Source organism: Novosphingobium ginsenosidimutans (assembly GCF_007954425.1).
In the GTDB taxonomy this organism is placed as follows: domain Bacteria; phylum Pseudomonadota; class Alphaproteobacteria; order Sphingomonadales; family Sphingomonadaceae; genus Novosphingobium; species Novosphingobium ginsenosidimutans.
Map to the genome: position 1 here is coordinate 636,420 of NZ_CP042345.1, position 16,184 is coordinate 652,603.

At 65.2% G+C, this 16,184-nt stretch carries 14 protein-coding genes; 5 read left to right on the forward strand and 9 right to left on the reverse strand.

Annotated elements, in window-relative coordinates; all coding sequences use genetic code 11:
• Positions 1 to 34 precede the first annotated feature (34 nt).
• Positions 35 to 1,309, forward strand: coding sequence for an aspartate kinase (locus FRF71_RS03180; protein WP_147089203.1), 1,275 nt, complete (start codon positions 35 to 37; stop codon positions 1,307 to 1,309).
• Between the two features lie 212 nt (positions 1,310 to 1,521).
• Here FRF71_RS03180 and FRF71_RS03185 read toward each other — a convergent pair whose 3' ends face one another.
• The 3 genes from FRF71_RS03185 to FRF71_RS03195 all read right to left on the reverse strand — a co-directional run bounded on the left by FRF71_RS03185 (position 1,522) and on the right by FRF71_RS03195 (position 5,450).
• Positions 1,522 to 2,277 (reverse strand): hypothetical protein, encoded by a 756-nt coding sequence (locus FRF71_RS03185; RefSeq protein ID WP_147089204.1) that lies wholly within the window; start codon positions 2,275 to 2,277, stop codon positions 1,522 to 1,524.
• A 296-nt stretch (positions 2,278 to 2,573) separates the two neighbouring features.
• Entirely contained in the window at positions 2,574 to 4,793 is a 2,220-nt protein-coding gene (gene katG, locus FRF71_RS03190) for a catalase/peroxidase HPI (protein ID WP_147089205.1), read from the reverse strand.
• Between the two features lie 120 nt (positions 4,794 to 4,913).
• A complete protein-coding gene (locus FRF71_RS03195; protein ID WP_147089206.1) occupies positions 4,914 to 5,450 on the reverse strand; it encodes a DUF2306 domain-containing protein in 537 nt (178 codons plus the stop codon).
• A 159-nt stretch (positions 5,451 to 5,609) separates the two neighbouring features.
• Here FRF71_RS03195 and FRF71_RS03200 point away from each other — a divergent pair, with 159 nt between their 5' ends.
• The 3 genes from FRF71_RS03200 (at position 5,610) to FRF71_RS03210 (ending at position 7,902) form a co-directional block, all read left to right on the forward strand.
• The gene (locus FRF71_RS03200; protein ID WP_147089207.1) at positions 5,610 to 6,413 is read left to right on the forward strand and encodes a LytTR family DNA-binding domain-containing protein; all 804 of its coding nucleotides are present in this window, start codon (positions 5,610 to 5,612) and stop codon (positions 6,411 to 6,413) included.
• Positions 6,414 to 6,509: 96 nt separating this feature from the next.
• The gene (locus FRF71_RS03205; RefSeq protein ID WP_147091502.1) at positions 6,510 to 7,487 is read left to right on the forward strand and encodes an NAD(P)H-dependent flavin oxidoreductase; all 978 of its coding nucleotides are present in this window, start codon (positions 6,510 to 6,512) and stop codon (positions 7,485 to 7,487) included.
• 13 nt (positions 7,488 to 7,500) lie between these two features.
• Complete coding sequence (locus tag FRF71_RS03210; RefSeq protein ID WP_147089208.1) at positions 7,501 to 7,902, forward strand: VOC family protein; 402 nt, start codon at positions 7,501 to 7,503, stop codon at positions 7,900 to 7,902.
• A gap of 146 nt (positions 7,903 to 8,048) precedes the next feature.
• On the opposite strand, the gene FRF71_RS03215 is transcribed toward FRF71_RS03210, so the two are convergent.
• The 6 genes from FRF71_RS03215 to FRF71_RS03240 all read right to left on the reverse strand — a co-directional run bounded on the left by FRF71_RS03215 (position 8,049) and on the right by FRF71_RS03240 (position 13,670).
• Positions 8,049 to 9,524 carry an ammonium transporter gene (locus FRF71_RS03215; RefSeq protein ID WP_147089209.1) on the reverse strand — a complete coding sequence of 492 codons (1,476 nt, stop codon included), beginning with the start codon at positions 9,522 to 9,524 and terminating at the stop codon, positions 8,049 to 8,051.
• A 29-nt stretch (positions 9,525 to 9,553) separates the two neighbouring features.
• Positions 9,554 to 9,892 carry a P-II family nitrogen regulator gene (locus tag FRF71_RS03220; RefSeq protein WP_147089210.1) on the reverse strand — a complete coding sequence of 113 codons (339 nt, stop codon included), beginning with the start codon at positions 9,890 to 9,892 and terminating at the stop codon, positions 9,554 to 9,556.
• Positions 9,893 to 10,043: 151 nt separating this feature from the next.
• The gene (locus tag FRF71_RS03225) at positions 10,044 to 10,748 is read right to left on the reverse strand and encodes an endonuclease/exonuclease/phosphatase family protein (RefSeq protein WP_147089211.1); all 705 of its coding nucleotides are present in this window, start codon (positions 10,746 to 10,748) and stop codon (positions 10,044 to 10,046) included.
• A 123-nt stretch (positions 10,749 to 10,871) separates the two neighbouring features.
• Positions 10,872 to 11,429 carry a pyridoxamine 5'-phosphate oxidase family protein gene (locus FRF71_RS03230; RefSeq protein WP_147089212.1) on the reverse strand — a complete coding sequence of 186 codons (558 nt, stop codon included), beginning with the start codon at positions 11,427 to 11,429 and terminating at the stop codon, positions 10,872 to 10,874.
• Positions 11,430 to 11,515: 86 nt separating this feature from the next.
• Positions 11,516 to 13,036 carry a peptide chain release factor 3 gene (locus tag FRF71_RS03235; RefSeq protein ID WP_147089213.1) on the reverse strand — a complete coding sequence of 507 codons (1,521 nt, stop codon included), beginning with the start codon at positions 13,034 to 13,036 and terminating at the stop codon, positions 11,516 to 11,518.
• Positions 13,037 to 13,070: 34 nt separating this feature from the next.
• On the reverse strand, positions 13,071 to 13,670 hold the full coding sequence (locus tag FRF71_RS03240; RefSeq protein ID WP_147089214.1) for a TetR/AcrR family transcriptional regulator: 600 nt from the start codon (positions 13,668 to 13,670) through the stop codon (positions 13,071 to 13,073).
• 194 nt (positions 13,671 to 13,864) lie between these two features.
• Here FRF71_RS03240 and FRF71_RS03245 point away from each other — a divergent pair, with 194 nt between their 5' ends.
• The gene (locus tag FRF71_RS03245; RefSeq protein ID WP_147089215.1) at positions 13,865 to 16,177 is read left to right on the forward strand and encodes a TonB-dependent receptor; all 2,313 of its coding nucleotides are present in this window, start codon (positions 13,865 to 13,867) and stop codon (positions 16,175 to 16,177) included.
• Positions 16,178 to 16,184: the final 7 nt, after the last annotated feature.

The window sequence follows — 16,184 nt, forward strand, 5'->3', positions numbered from 1 at the left end:
GCGGGCAAGAATATTGCGGAAAGGTGCGTCTGGCGTGGCCCGCATCGTGATGAAATTCGGTGGCACCTCGATGGCCGGATCGGAACGGATCCGCCGGGTGGCCAACATCGTCCGCCGCCAGCAGGCGGCCGGGCACGAAGTCGCCGTGGTCGTCTCGGCCATGGCGGGTGAGACCGACCGGCTGGTGGGCTTCTGCCGCGAGGCGAACCCGCTGTATGACCCCGCCGAATATGACGTAGTCGTGGCCAGCGGCGAACAGGTCACCTCGGGCCTGCTCGCGCTGACGCTCCAGGCGCTGGGCTGCAAGGCGCGTTCGTGGCTCGGCTGGCAACTGCCGATCCGCACCGACGATGCCCATGCCAAAGCCCGCATCGGCGAGATCGACAGCGACGCCCTGCTCGCCTCGATGTCGGCGGGCGAAATTGCCGTGATCCCCGGTTTCCAGGGTGTGAGCGAAGACAACCGCATCACCACGCTGGGCCGCGGCGGCTCCGACACCTCGGCTGTCGCCGTCGCTGCCGCAATCGGTGCCGACCGCTGCGACATCTACACCGATGTCGACGGCGTCTACACCACCGACCCGCGGATTGTCGCCAAGGCGCGCAAGCTCAAGTACGTGACCTACGAGGAAATGCTCGAACTGGCCTCGGTTGGCTCGAAGGTGCTGCAGACCCGATCGGTCAGCCTCGCCATGAAGGAAGGCGTGCGGGTTCAGGTGCTGTCGAGCTTCATCGACGATGACGCCACCCCCGCTGATGAAATCCCCGGCACGATGATCGTGTCCGACGAAGAACTGGAAGGCCTGGATATGGAACGCCAGCTGATCACCGGCATCGCCGCCGACAAGAACGAAGCCAAGGTCATCCTGACCCGCGTGCCCGACCGTCCGGGCGCCGTGGCGACGATCTTTGGCCCACTGGCCCAGGCGAACATCAACGTCGACATGATCATTCAGAACGTTGGCCGCGACAAGGGTGAGACCGACGTGACCTTCACCGTGCCGGGAGCTGACCTGCTGCGGGCCCAGACCCTGCTGGAAGCGCAGAAGGAGGCGATCGGCTTCAATCGCATCATCACTGACGGCAAGGTGGCCAAGATCAGCGTCGTCGGCGTCGGCATGAAGAGCCACGCCGGGGTCGCCGCGACGATGTTCCGCGCCCTGGCCGACCGCGGCATCAACATCCAGGCGATCAGCACCAGCGAGATCAAGGTTTCGGTTCTGATCGACGAGGACGAGACCGAACTGGCCGTCCGCGTGCTGCACACCGCTTACGACATGGATGCCAAGGACGAAGCGGCCTCAGCGTAACGTTGGACTTGACACAGTTGACACTGTGTCCGCTTCTTCCAACATCGGTTTTTCGGCAGTTATCTGCGACTTTCGGGCCGATATCGGATTGATCGTCCACCTCGGCGGAAGAAAAACCCGCGCGGGGCGATGGGCAGCAGGGGCGGTTTGATCCGGCATTGCGCGAATATCGCATTTCCCGCCGGCTGTAGGAAAGCTGGTTCTGGCCGGCGCTAACGGCTGCGCGGGCCAATCCCATACTCGATCCGAATTCGCACCCACTCGCCGATCTTCGCTACGCCGCCGACGCGCGGCGGACGGACCTTGAACTGCCAGGCAGCGGCAAGAACGGCGCGCTCGATCCGCGAACCCTGCGGGTATTCGCCCAGGCCGACGCAATCTTCGACCCGGTAATCCGGCGCGGTGCGGCAGGCGATCAGCGCCCAGCCCGGACCATCGGCGGTAGAGAGATAACCGCTGAGCTCGCTGTCATAGGGCTCGCGATACCAGGCAGCGGCATACATCGGCTCGCCATTGGGTGCGGAGCCGACCCGCTTGCTGTCACCCGGCACGCCGGCGTCGACCGGGCCGTAGGTGCCTTTGGGCGGCGCGGTTGGCGGCCCCGGCTGGCGCGGCAGACGCGCGATGTCGAGCTCGGCCATCTGGCTGCGCGAGATCTGGATGATCGGCGGCGCGGGCTGGACCGGTGCCACTGTCGGGGTTGGAACGGGCGGCTTTTCCTGCGGGGTTTGCAGCGGCGCCTTGGCCTGGGCCAGTTCGGGCTTGGGCTGGTCCTGCTCCGGCGCGGGCGGGGCGGCGACATTCACGCTGACCAGCGAAGCGGTGCCCGGCGGCTTGGGCGGATCGTAGAGCCCGATCGACAGCACCGCCAGCACCAGCAGCGCTTCCACCACCAGCGCCAGGATCAGCGCCGTTCCCTGCTCGCGGTTGCGCAGGCGTTCCAGCAATGGCGTAAGGGGATTGGGCAAGGCAGCTCTTCGGCAAGCGTGGTAGCGCCGCCTAGGCCAGCAGCGCCACGGCGACAAGCGGCGGTGACGGCTGGCGGCTGAATGGCGGTTTAACTCGGAAGCGCTCAGACCATTACCGTCATCCCCGCGCAAGCGGGGACCCATCACGTGTCATTGCAGCTGTCGCGCCATCGGCCATCTCGGGAGATGGGTCCCCGCTTTCGCGGGGATGACGGGAAAGAGGACGCGGTACTGACGCAGCAACCCCGCCCCCGGCTGAAGCCGGAGACGGGGCAGCATGCGCTCCACCGGGATGTTTAAGCGTGGTTGCCCTTGTTCACATCGAAGCGGTCGGCGTTCATCACCTTGGTCCAGGCCTTAACGAAGTCGCGGACGAACTTCTCTTCGTTGCCGCGTTCGGCATAGACCTCGGCCACGGCACGCAGTTCGGAGTTTGAACCGAACACCAGGTCGGCCCGGGTGGCGCGCCAGCTTTCGCCGCCGTTGCTGCGATCGGTCGCGACGAACTCTTCCTCGTCGCTCCCTTCGACCGACTTCCACGCGTGGGTCATGTCGAGCAGGTTGACGAAGAAGTCATTCGTCAGTTGCCCTGGACGGTGCGTGAAGCTGCCGTGGCCGCGCTGGCCGTAATTGGTGCCCAACACGCGCAGGCCGCCGATCAGCACGGTCATTTCCGGCACCGACAGGCCCAGCAACGCGGCGCGATCGAGCATCATTTCCTCGGTCTTCACGCGCAGCTTCTTCGGCAGGTAGTTGCGGAAGGCATCGGCCTGCGGCTCCAGCACGGCGAAGCTTTCGGCGTCAGTCTGCTCGGCGCTCGCGTCACCGCGGCCGCCGGTGAAGGGCACGGCCACGTTGAAGCCCGCCGCCTTGATTGCCTGCTCAAGGCCCACGACGCCGCCCAGCACGATGGTGTCAGCCATCGAGAAGCCGGTTCCGGCGCGCAGTTCCTCGTACTTGGTGAGGACCTTGGCCAGCTCGGCCGGTTCGTTGACATCCCAGTCCTTCTGCGGGGCCAGGCGGATGCGGGCACCATTGGCGCCGCCGCGATGGTCCGACTTGCGATAGGTGCTGGCCGAGGCCCAGGCGGTCTTGACCAGCTGGCTGACGGTCAGGCCGCTGTCGGCCAGCTTCGCCTTCATCGCCTGAACATCTGCTTCGCTGGGCATGGTCCCGGCCGGTACCGGATCCTGCCAAATCAGGTCTTCGGCGGGGACTTCAGGGCCAAGATAACGCGCCTTGGGGCCCATATCGCGGTGACACAGCTTGAACCAGGCGCGGGCGAAGGCATCCTTGAACGCCTCATGATCGTTACGGAACTTCTCCGAGATCACGCGGAATTCAGGGTCCATCTTCAGCGCCATGTCGGCCGTGGTCATCATGGTCGGAACCTTGATGCTGGGGTCCCAGGCGGCCGGGGCCATGTCTTCCTCACGCTGGTTGATCGGCTGCCATTGCTGCGCACCGGCCGGCGAATGGACCAGCTCGTAGTCGTAATCGAGCAGTAGGCGGAAGTAGTTGGCCGACCATTCGGTGGGGGTGTTGACCCACGAACCTTCGATCCCGCTGGTGACGGTGTACTGACCGATCCCGCCGTGTTCGGCGCTGCTGGTCCAGCCAAAGCCGAGCGAAGCGATGTCGCCGCCCGCCGGGGCCGGGCCGAGCAGCGAGGGATCGCCGTTGCCGTGCGCCTTGCCGAACGTGTGACCGCCCGCGGTCAGCGCGACGGTTTCCTCGTGGTTCATCGCCATGCGCTCAAAGGTCGCCTTGATGTCGCGCGCCGACTTCAGCGGATCCGGATTGCCGCCCGGGCCTTCGGGGTTGACGTAAATCAGGCCCATCTGGATCGCGGCGAGCGGACCGTCGAGATCGGTCAGGCCGCGCTCTTCGTCGATCCGGGTCTGGACGCCTTCGTTGACCCACTTGTCCTCGTTGCCCCAGTAGATGTCCTTCTCGGGCTCGAACACGTCGGCGCGGCCGCCGCCAAAGCCGAACACCGGGCCGCCCATCGATTCGATCGCGACATTGCCGGCCAGGATGAACAGGTCAGCCCAGGAAATGTGCTTTCCGTACTTCTGCTTGATCGGCCAGAGCAGGCGGCGGGCCTTGTCGAGGTTGCCGTTGTCGGGCCAGGAATTGAGCGGGGCAAAGCGCTGCTGGCCGCTGTTAGCCCCGCCGCGCCCGTCGCCGGTGCGATAGGTCCCGGCTGCGTGCCAGGCCATCCGGATGAAGAACGGGCCATAGTGACCATAGTCGGCCGGCCACCACGGCTGGCTGTCAGTCATCAGCGCGGTCAGGTCGGCCTTCAGCGCATGGTAGTCAAGCGCGTTGAAGGCTTCGGCATAGTCGAAGTCATCGCCCATCGGGTCGCTCGGCCCATTGGGCGAGAGGATTTCGACGGCCAGGGCATCAGGCCACCAGTCACGATTCTGTCGCCCCAGCAGGGCGCGCACGCCGCCATCCTGCTGATGAAACGGGCAACCGCCCCCGTCGATCGATCCAGTCTTGGCATCCATGGTCATGTCTCCTGTTCAGCCCGACTCAGCGGGCGACTGAGCTGATCATGTCCTAACACTATAATCGATGATATCGATCAAAACTGGATAGAGTGTGGCGTTTTATCGATTATTCGCCAATCAGCCGAACAGCCAGGTGCCCATCAGGCGATTGGGCATGAAGGCGAACAGGCCGGGGATCGTCAGCGCGCCCAGGTAGAGCCCGATCAGCGCCTTCCTGTGCGCCGCGATATCGCCGCGGCGGGCGGTGCTGATCGTCTTCCAGGCACCGTGCAGGGTCAACGGCACGAAGATGTGGATCGGGCTGAACCCGCCGCCGTTGATCTGGCGGATGAACAGCGCTGTCAGCGCTGTCACCACCATCAGCACGACCCAGACCTTGCCCAGCGCCTTGTGCCGAGGCGTGCCCTTCCGCGCCAGCATCAGCCAGGCGCCAAGGGGCACGGCGGGGAGCACCGTGGCGACATGGATCAACACCGCAATGCTCTGGGTATTGGGATGGGCCGGGGCCAGGCCGGCAGCAAAGCGCACCGCGGCAAGCGCGCAGGCGGTGGTGAAGCCAACTCCAACCAAACCTACGGCGGCACGGGCAACGGGGCCGAGATCGAAACCGTTGGCGCGGGCGTGGGCAGGACGGGGCAGGGCGATGGTGGTCATGGCAAAACTCCGGTTGAACGGTTGTTGCCCCTTCCCTGCCGTCACCCCGTTCGCCCGCAAGCGCGCTTGCGGAGATGGTGCAGCGCGCTTCGCGAAAGGTGCGCATTTCCGGTGCCGCGCCACTTTACGAAGCGCGAACGGGCGCTAGGTTTGCCCGCAATGACCGAGACTTGCGCCCAGCCTGCCGCTCACCCGGCCCGCCAGATCGTGATTGACCTGGCGGTGATGACGGTGATCGGGGTGGTGCTGGCCGTGGTCGGACCGCTCGGCAGCTTTGACGCGCCGTTCTGGCTGCGGCTGGTTTACTGGCTCGGCCTCGCGTGGGCCGGCTATGCCTGTTACCGCCCGATCGGCGGGCTGGTCGCACGGCTGGGGGCGAACCTGGACCTGCCGGAATGGTCGCTGTGGCTGCTGGCCTGCCTGATCGCGACCGTTCCCATGACCGTGGTGGTCTGGCTGGTCGAAGCCCTGCCGCCGCCGCTCGAAGTGCCCTCGCCCGAGGTGTGGTTGCGGACCTATGGCTATGTCCTGGCGATAGGCGCGGTGGTGACCATGGTGTTCTATCTGGTCCAGTCGAAGCCGCCGCCGGTGCAAGTGCTGGTGCCCGCAGCGGTCGCAGTCCCCGCCGAAGCGCCAGCCCCTAGGCCCGGCAAACCGCGTCTGTTTGACCGGCTTCCGCCCGCACTTGGCACCGAACTCGTCGCGCTGGAGATGGAGGACCATTACCTGCGCGTCCACACCGCGCTTGGGTCTGACCTGATCCTGCTGCGGATGCGCGATGCCGTGGCTGAGCTTGACGGGCTTGACGGCGCGCAGGTCCACCGCAGCTGGTGGGTGGCGCGGGCGGCGGTTGAAACGGTTGAGCGCGACGGACGCAATGTACGCCTGGTCCTCGGCAAGGGCCTCGTCGCACCGGTTGCACGCAACATGGTGCCAGTGCTCAAAAGTGCCGGCTGGCTGTAAGGCGCAGGGCTAGCCGGGCGGACTTTGCTTGCCTATAGGCGCGCGACGCCAAGACCACGGGGGGAATTTCCAGTGTACGACAAGACCCATGCGCTGATGGAACGCGGCCGCGCCTTCCTGGGGACCGAACACGCGATCCTGTGCGGCGCGATGTCCTGGGTGTCCGAACGCAACCTGGTCTCCGCGATCAGCAATGCCGGCGGTTTTGGCGTGATCGCCTGCGGGGCGATGACCCCCGACCTGCTCGATGCAGAAATCACCGCGACCAAAGCGCTCACCACCAAGCCCTTCGGCGTCAACCTGATCACCATGCATCCCGGCCTGTTCGACCTGATCGCAGTTTGCGCCAAGCACCAGATCAGCCACGTCGTCCTTGCCGGCGGGATCCCGCCCAAGGGCTCGGTTGAGGCGATCAAGGCTTTCGGCGCCAAGGTGCTGGTCTTTGCCCCCACGCTGGCGCTCGCCAAGAAGCTGCTCCGCTCCGGCGCCGATGCGCTGGTGATCGAAGGCAGCGAAGCTGGCGGCCATATCGGCCCGGTTGCCACTTCGGTGCTGGCGCAGGAATTCCTGCCGGCACTGGCGGCCGACCACGTGGTCTTCGTGGCCGGCGGGATCGGCCGGGGCGATATGATCGCTGCCTATCTGGAAATGGGCGCTTCGGGCGTCCAGCTGGGCACCCGCTTTGCCTGCGCGACCGAATCCATCGCGCACCCCGATTTCAAGAAGGCCTTCTTCCGCGCCAATGCCCGCGATGCAGTCGCCTCGGTCCAGGTTGATCCGCGCCTGCCGGTCATCCCGGTCCGCGCGCTGAAGAACAAGGGCACCGAGGAATTCACTGCCAAGCAGGTCGAAGTGGCCAAGCTGCTCGACACAGGCCAGATCGAGATGGGCGAGGCCCAGCTCCAGATCGAGCACTTCTGGGCCGGGGCGCTGCGCCGCGCGGTGATTGACGGCGATGTCGAGAATGGCTCACTGATGGCCGGCCAGTCGGTCGGCATGGTGACCGAAGAACAGCCGGTGGCCGAAATCATGGCCCAGCTGATGAGCGAGTGCGAGGCTGCGCTGACACGCTAAAGGAGCACAAGGCATGCGGGTGAATGCACTGGATCACTTCAACGTGATCACCGAGCAGATGGATGAAACCGCCGCCTTCTATACCGCCGTGCTGGGGTTGGAGCGCCGCGATGGCCCCCCACCACTGCCGCCGCACCAGGTCCAGTGGATGCATGACGATGCCGGCCGCGCACTGGTTCACATCAACCATACGGAGTGCCCGCGCGCGTTCGACCGCGAAGTGTTTCCCGGTCAGCCGACCGGGGCAATCCACCATGTGGCCTTCAACTGCTCCGGCTTTGATGGCCTGATCGAGCGGCTTGATGCGGCCGGCCTGACCCGTCACGTCAACACCATCGCCTCGATCGGGCTGCGCCAGGTGTTCGTGACCGATCCCAACAACGTGGTGCTGGAGCTCAACTTCTTCGGCGACTGACTGCCTTACCCCACCAAACAAAAAAAAAGGGGCCGGAACTTTGCAGTTCCGGCCCATCTAGTTTGCGTTCGCAGGAGGAACGCCGGGAGGCAGGATCGGGGGAGGAGAGGAGGAGGAACCCGACCCTGCCAAGCTTGAGAGAAGCGTTACATGTTGTAGGCGCGCTCCCCGTGTTCGGTGATGTCCAGGCCCTCGCGCTCGGCTTCGACCGAGGGGCGCAGCCCGATGGTGTACTTGAGACCCAGGAACAGCACGGTGGAGACCACGCCGGTCCAGAGGACCGTGGTGCCAACTGCCCAGATCTGGGTCATGACCTGGCCATAGAGGTCAAACTCGCCAGCCTTGGCCACCGGTGCGGTGTAGTCGATCCAGCCCTGGCCGCCCCAGGCCGGGTTGGCGACGAAGCCGGTGCCAATCGCGCCGACGATCCCGCCAACCGCGTGGATGCCGAAGACGTCCAGGCTGTCGTCATACTTGAGCTTGTTCTTCACCGTGGTGACGAAGAAGAAGCAGACCACAGTGGCAACCGCGCCCAGGATGATCGCGGTGCCCGGGTGGGCAAAGCCCGCCGCCGGAGTGATCGCGACCAGGCCGGTCACCACACCCGAGGCCGCGCCGAGGAGCGAAGGCTTCTTGTGGACGATCTGTTCGATCACCGCCCAGGTCACGCCGGCCGCAGCCGTGGCAACGAAGGTGTTGATGAAGGCCAGCGCGCCAAAGGCATTGGCTTCCAGGCCCGAGCCGGCGTTGAAGCCGAACCAGCCGATCCACAGCAGCGAGGCGCCGATCATGGTCATCACCAGGCTGTGCGGCGGCATCGATTCCGTCTTGAAGCCGACGCGCGGACCGATCACGAGGCAGCCGATCAGGCCAGCGATACCCGCATTGATGTGGACCACGGTGCCGCCAGCAAAGTCGAGCGCGCCCCAGCCCCACAACAGGCCGCTGTCATCCGGCGCGGCGTGGAGGAAGTCGGGACCAGCCCAGTACCAGACCATGTGTGCGATCGGGAAATAGGCGAAGGTCAGCCAGAGCACCGTGAAGATGATCAGCGGCGTGAACTTCACGCGTTCGGCAAAGGCGCCGACGATCAGCGCCGGCGTGATGCAGGCGAAGGTCATCTGGAAGATCACGAAGACGTATTCCGGCAGGTAGACGCTGTTGGAGAACGTCGCTGCGAAGGTGGTTACGTCGACCCCCGCCAGGAAGGCCTTGTCGAGCCCGCCGACGATCTTGGGGAAGGGCGTGCCGGTTGAGGTGAAGGCCATCGAATAGCCCCAGGCGAACCAGACCAGCGCCGCAACGCAGACGATGGTCAGCACCTGCATCAGCACGCTCAGCATGTTCTTGGCGCGCACCAGGCCGCCATAGAACAGCGCGAGCGCCGGAACCGACATCAGCAGGACGAGCGCGGATGCAACGAGCATCCAGGCGACATCGCCCTTGTTGACCATTTCGGCGGTGGGAGTGAAGGCGGCGGTGGTCGCCGCTTCGGTGGCGGTCGCAGCCGCCTCGGTCGCGGCGGCAGTGGCCGCTGCAGTCGCGTCTTGCGCGAAAGCGGCCGTGGCGGCGAAGAGGCTGGCCCCCGCTGCGCCAAGACCGCAAACAATCTTGCGGATCATTGGAAAAGTCCTCCTGTCAGGGCCGGCAATCACAGTGCCGTGTCCCCGGTTTCGCCGGTGCGGATGCGGGTGGCAGAAGCCAGGTCGAGCACGAAGATCTTGCCATCGCCGATCGACGACGTGCTGGCGATCTGCTGGATCGTCTCGATCACCTGGTCAGCCAGGTCGTCGCTCACCGCGACTTCGACCTTCACCTTTGGCAGCATGTTGGTCGAATATTCCGCACCGCGGTAGATTTCGGTTTGTCCCTTTTGCCGCCCGAAGCCCTTGACCTCGGTCACGGTCATGCCCGCGACGCCGATCGCGCCGAGCGCTTCACGCACCTCGTCAAGCTTGAAGGGCTTGATGATGGCGATGATGAATTTCATGCCCGTCCCCTGTTTGCCTGCCGGGCCCATCCCGGCTTTCGCTAGTGCAGCAAGGGCCGTGCCAGTTTGGAATTATCAGGGAGATTCAGCAGAATCAGCGAAACAGGATTGCGCGGCTTGGTACGGTAGCGCTCGAATCCTGCGCACGTGCCTATTTTTTAGGCAGTGAAACCCGCATCCACACCGGCAGATGATCCGACGCCTTCGCCGCCAGCGCCGAGTGATGCACCCCGGCCTCTTCCAGCTCCCAGCGCTCGCACAGGACCAGCCGGTCGAGCCGGCCGACCGGGCGGCGCGAGGGGAAGCTGGCGCCGGGGGTGATCAGCCGCCAGGGCGCGCGGAATTCGCCGAGCGCGCCGCGGTGGAGGCTCCACTCGTTGCAATCGCCCATCAGCACGGTCGGGCAAGCGCCATCGCAGCGGGTCAGGTGATCGAGGATCGTGCGGACCTGCTGGCGGCGGCGCAGGCCGGACAGGTCAAGGTGCATGCCGACCACCCGGACGCGCTGTCCCTCCACCATCAGGTCGGCCCGGATCGCTCCGCGCGGCTCGAGCGTGGGGAGCGGGACGACGCCCGCCTCGATCACGCTGATCCCGCGCCGCACCAACAGGGCATTGCCATGCCAGCCGAGCGAATCCGGGCGGTGATTGAGTGCAACCGGCTGCCAGGGGGTGTAATCCTCGATCGCCTCGCGCGGGAGCACGCTTTCGCGCCGGCCGATCCGCCGGTCGGCTTCCTGCAGGGCAATCACATCGGCGTCGATCTCGCGCAGCACGGCCAGGATCCGGTCGGGATCGCGGCGGCGATCAGTCCCGACCGCCTTGTGGATGTTGTAGCTGGCGAACTTGAGCTGCACTTACCTATCCCCTCCCGCTGGCGGGAGGGGCAGCGAGACTTGCGCGCCGCGCGCTAGTCGCAGCGGGGTGGGCCCACCCCCAACCCCTCCCGCAAGCGGGAGGGGGGAATATCGCGCATTGGCTCATTCCCCGGCGATGTAGCGATCGGTCGCGCGGGTCGGCAGGCCGTCGATCGAACGGGTGCGGCCGGCCATCTTGGCCTCCCACTTCGCCGGGTCGCTCTGGGCATGATACTTGACCAGCGTCTCACGCTCCTTGTCGAGGCTCATCACCGGCACGCCCCAGCCGCACGAGGTCTGGACGCTCTCAACCGCGATGTCGAAGATCTGGCGGGTGCCGGGCAGCAGGGTGAAGTGCCCCGCCAGCTCCGCCCAGCCCCCGTCCTGCGGCAAAACCGGCGTGCCCCGGCCATAAATGCGCAGGATCAGCGCGGGCTGCTCGAAATTGCACATCATGATGGTGATGCGGCCATCCGCGGCTAGGTGCGCGTGGGTCTCGTTGCCCGAACCGCCGAGGTCGAGATAGGCCACCCGGTTCGGCCCCAGCACCTTGAAGGTATCGGCCAAGCCCTTGGGGCTGAGGTTGATCCGGCCTTCGTCCGCCGCCGTGGCGACAAAGAACACGGCCTGACGGGCGATCATCGCCTCGTGATCGGGCGTGAGGTGGTCGGTGAATTCCATGGAGGCTGGTTAGGCCGGGTAGCGGATCGCAGCAAGCCATCATCAAACTCGTCATTCCCATATAAGCGGGAATGACGGGCAGTGAGTTACCGCTCCTTGGTTGCCGAGAAGACCAGCTCCGGATTCTTTTCCTGCTGGTAGCCGACATCCCAGCTTGAGCGCGCCATGAAGACCGGATCGCCATCGCGGTCCTTGGCAAGGTTGGACAAGTTGAAATCGGCGAAGGCTTTCAGCGCGGCATCGCTGCCCCTGAGCCAGCGGGCCGTATCGAAGGGTGAGGCTTCGAGCACGGCCTCAACCTTGTACTCGGCCTCCAGCCGGCTGATCAGCACTTCAAGCTGCAGCTGGCCGACCACGCCGACAATCCACTGCGCGCCGATCTCTGGATAGAACACCTGGATCACGCCCTCTTCGCTGAGGTCGTCGAGCGCCTTCCTGAGCTGCTTGGTCTTGGTCGGGTCCTTCAGCGCCACGCGGCGCAGGATTTCCGGCGCGAAGTTGGGCAGGCCCGTGAAGCGGACCTTGTTGGTCTCGGACAGCGTATCGCCGACCCGCAGCGTGCCGTGGTTGGGAATGCCGATGATGTCGCCCGGCTCGGCATTGTCGGCGATCTCGCGGTCCTGGGCGAAGAACAGGATCGGGGAATGGATCGCGATCGGCTTACCGCTGCCCGACGGAGTCAGCTTCATGCCGCGCTTGAAGGTGCCCGAAACCAGCCGCATGAAGGCGATCCGGTCACGGTGCATCGGGTCCATGTTGGCCTGGACCTTGAAGATGAAGCCGGTCACTTCCTTGCCATCGGGATTGATCACGCCCGCGTCGCTTGGCTGCGGGCGCGGCGGCGGGGCATATTTGGCGATCGCCTCGATCAATTCGGCCACGCCGAAGTTCTTGAGCGCCGAGCCGAAATAGACAGGGGTCAGGTCGCCATTGCGGTAGGCTTCGATATCGAAGGCAGGATAGCCGGCCTGGGCCAGCTCGATCTCTTCGGCGATGTCAGCCGGGATGTCCTCCGCGCCTTCGCGCTTGCCCAGGAACTCGCGGCTGTCACCTTCCGGGCGGCTGATCTGGTTGGTGGCGAAATCGAGCACGCCCTTGAACTCACCGCCCATCCCGATCGGCCAGGCCATCGGGCAAACGTCCAGCGCCAGGGCATCGGCCACTTCATCGAGCGTCTCGAACACCGAGCGGCCTTCGCGGTCGACCTTGTTGACGAAGGTGATGATCGGGACCGAGCGCAGCCGGCAGACCTCGAACAACTTGCGGGTCTGCGGCTCGATCCCCTTGGCGGCGTCGATCACCATGATCGCGGAGTCGACCGCGGTCAGCGTGCGATAGGTGTCTTCGGAAAAGTCCTCGTGGCCCGGGGTGTCGAGCAGATTGAAGGTCACCCCGTCACGCTCAAAGGTCATGACCGAGCTGGTGACCGAGATCCCGCGCTGCTGCTCGATCTTCATCCAGTCCGACCGCGCCCGCCGCGCCGCGCCGCGCGCTTTGACCTCGCCCGCCAGGTGGATCGCCCCGCCCTGCAGCAGCAGCTTCTCGGTCAGCGTGGTCTTGCCCGCGTCAGGGTGCGAGATGATGGCAAAGGTGCGGCGATTGGACATGGTGGCGCGCCTTAGCCGCGCTGGTCGGCAAGGTCTAGCGCAGTCCCCGCTGCAGTAGCTGGTTTGCAATGGCGGCGACTTCTTCAGGTGAGCGGTCGCGCTCCAGCACGCCATAGCGCAGGCCCAGAAACACGTTCATGCCGATGATCGCCCAGGCGTGGATCTCGTCGACCTCACCGGTAATCTCGCCGCGATCCTTGGCCGCCTTGAGGCGGGCAAAGATGCGGCTAGCACCCCCATAATAGTGCGCCCGCCAGGCTTCGGGCGCGACGAATTCCGCTTCGTCGATGATCCGGTAGATCTCGCTATGCTCGCGCGCGAACTCCAGGAATCGGGTCAGGACCGAAAGTTCGGTTTCAACGGGATCGCGCGCCTCGGCCACAATCGGCAGGGCCAGCTGGCGAACCTGTTCGGACATGTCGAGCACCAGCGCCTTGAACAGCGCCTCCTTGCTTTCAAAGTAGGTATAGAAGCTGCCAAGCGCGACGCCGGCACGCTGGGTGATTGAGACGATCGAGCTTTCGTGAAAACCCTTGTCGCCGAATTCGGCGGCGGCAGCATCGAGGATGGTGCGCTGCGTGCGGCGCCCACGCTCGGTGCGCGGCTCGCGCGGCAGATTGGCCGCTGCGTCCATCCTTTTGCTCCCCATCAGACGGGCGGTGCGATCCGCCCCTGTGGCACTTGCGCCACGTTTCCCCACCATTCGCGCTTCCTTTCGCTTGATGCAAGCATAGAGAAGTTGAAAGTTGGTTCAACTTTTATATAAGACGCAATCAGAGCCTGGGGCCGCGCGCGTCAGGCGGAGGAATTTTTGGGAGGAACCCACCGATGCGTACCACTGCCCTGCTTTGCCGTGCCTCGCTGATTGCCAGCGCCTTTGCCGGTCTTTCGACCCCCGCCCTGGCCCAGGAAGAAGGCGCCAGCGCTGCCGATGACGATGCCATCATCGTCACCGCCCGCCGCCGCGAGGAAAACCTGACCGACGTGCCGATCGCAATCACCTCGCTCTCGGCCGACCAGCTGGAACGCACCGGCGCGATCGACATCACCGCTGTGGCCGAACAGGCCCCCAACGTCACGCTGGAAGCCAGCCGCGCGACCAACTCCACCCTCACCGCCTTCATCCGCGGCGTGGGCCAGCAGGACCCGGTTTCGGGCTTCGAGCAGGGCGTCGGCATCTATCTTGACGATGTCTACCTCAACCGCCCGCAGGCCGCCGTGGTCGACATCTATGACGTGCAGCGGATCGAAGTGCTGCGCGGGCCGCAGGGCACGCTCTATGGCCGCAACACGGTCGGCGGCGCGGTCAAGTACGTCACCCGCAAGATCGACAACGATCCGCGCCTGTCGCTGCGCGGCACCTATGGCACTTACAACCAGGCCGATGGCGTGATCACCGCCAGCACCCCGGTGGGTGACGGCACCCTGCGCCTTGGCGGCTCGCTTGCCCGCCTATCGCGCGGCGGTTTTGGCGACAACCTGACGACCGGCCGTGAAAACTACAACAAGGACATCTGGGCCGGCCGCGGCACGATCGAAGTCCATGGCGATGGTATCTTCGCGCGGATCTCGGGCGATTACACCCACGACAAGTCGAACGAGCGCGGCGGCCACCGTCTGATCCCCAGCCAGCTCACCGGCGCGCCAGTGCTGAGCAATGTCTTTGACACCCGCGGCGGCCTTGTCTCGCCCAAGCAGGACGTCAAGGCCTGGGGCACCTCGCTGTTCCTGGAAGGCGAGCTGAACGACACGCTGACCGTCCGCTCGATCACCGCTTACCGCAAGGACGATTCAGCTTCGCCGATCGACTTCGACGCGCTGGCATCGACCGACGTTGACGTCCCCGGCATCTACAAGAACAGCCAGACCAGCCAGGAACTGCAGCTGCTGATCAATTCCGGGCGCTTCAACGGCCTGATCGGCGCCTATTACCTCAATGCCAAGGCGCTGACCCAGTTCGACGTGCGGCTGTTCACCACGCTGGCCGGCCTGACCGCCTTCACCAGCGCCGATATCGGCACCGATACGCTGGCCGGCTTTGCCGACTTTACCTACGACCTTACCGACCAGATCAGCCTGTCGGTCGGCGGCCGCTATACCTGGGACGAGCGTACGGCCACGATCCTGCGCCAGAACTACCTGGGCGGTGGTTCGCCGGTGTTCGGCGGGGCCGGGGTCGCCTTTGGCGCGCCGGGCACCAACTTCAAGGGGAAGAGCACCTTCAAGAAGTTCACCCCGCGCGGCTCGATCAGCTTCAAGCCGGCCGAGGGTCACAACCTCTATGCCTCCTACTCGCAAGGCTTCAAGGGCGGCGGCTTCGACCCGCGCGGCGCCGGCGTCAATGCGCCTGACCTTGATGGCAATGGCGTGCGTTCGGATGCCGAAATCGCCGCCTTCCTGAGCTTCAAGCCCGAAAAGGTCGACAGCTACGAAGTGGGCTACAAGGGCTCGCTGCTCGATCGCAAGCTGTTCGTCGCGCTCGCCGCCTTCCGGATGGACTACACCGACGTGCAGATCCCCGGTTCGGTCGCCTGCACAGTTTCGGGCCTGCCCAGCTTCTGCGGCGTCGTTTCCAACGCCGGCAAGGCGCGGATGCAGGGCGTGGAGTTTGAAGCACGGGCCAACCTGGGCGCGCTGACCCTGTCGGGCTCGCTCGGCTACATCGACGCCAAGTTCCAGAAGTACATCACCAACATCGCCAATGTCCCGACCGATGTGGCAGCCTTCCGCAAGATCCAGAACACCCCGGCCTGGACCGGCAACGCCCAGGCCAGCTACCGCGCCGAACTGGGCGAGGGATCGCTGACCGCAACGGCCGGCGTCTCGTTCAAGAGCACCACCTATCAGTTCGAAGTGCCCAACCCCTACCTCGATCAGGGCGCTTACCAGCTGGTCGATGCCTCGCTGATCTACACGGCGCCGGGCAAGAGCTGGACGCTGGGCGTCTATGGCAAGAACCTGTTCGACGTGAAGTACAAGACCTCGGGCTATAACTTCATGGCCGGCAATGCCACGACTGGCGCGCCGCTGACCAATCCGGTCACCGGGGCGCTGATCCCGGCACTGGGCCGCGAAGGCACACTGACCGCCTTCTACGGCAACCCGCGCCAGGTCTTCGTGACGGCAACGGTCAACTTCTAAGCCTTAT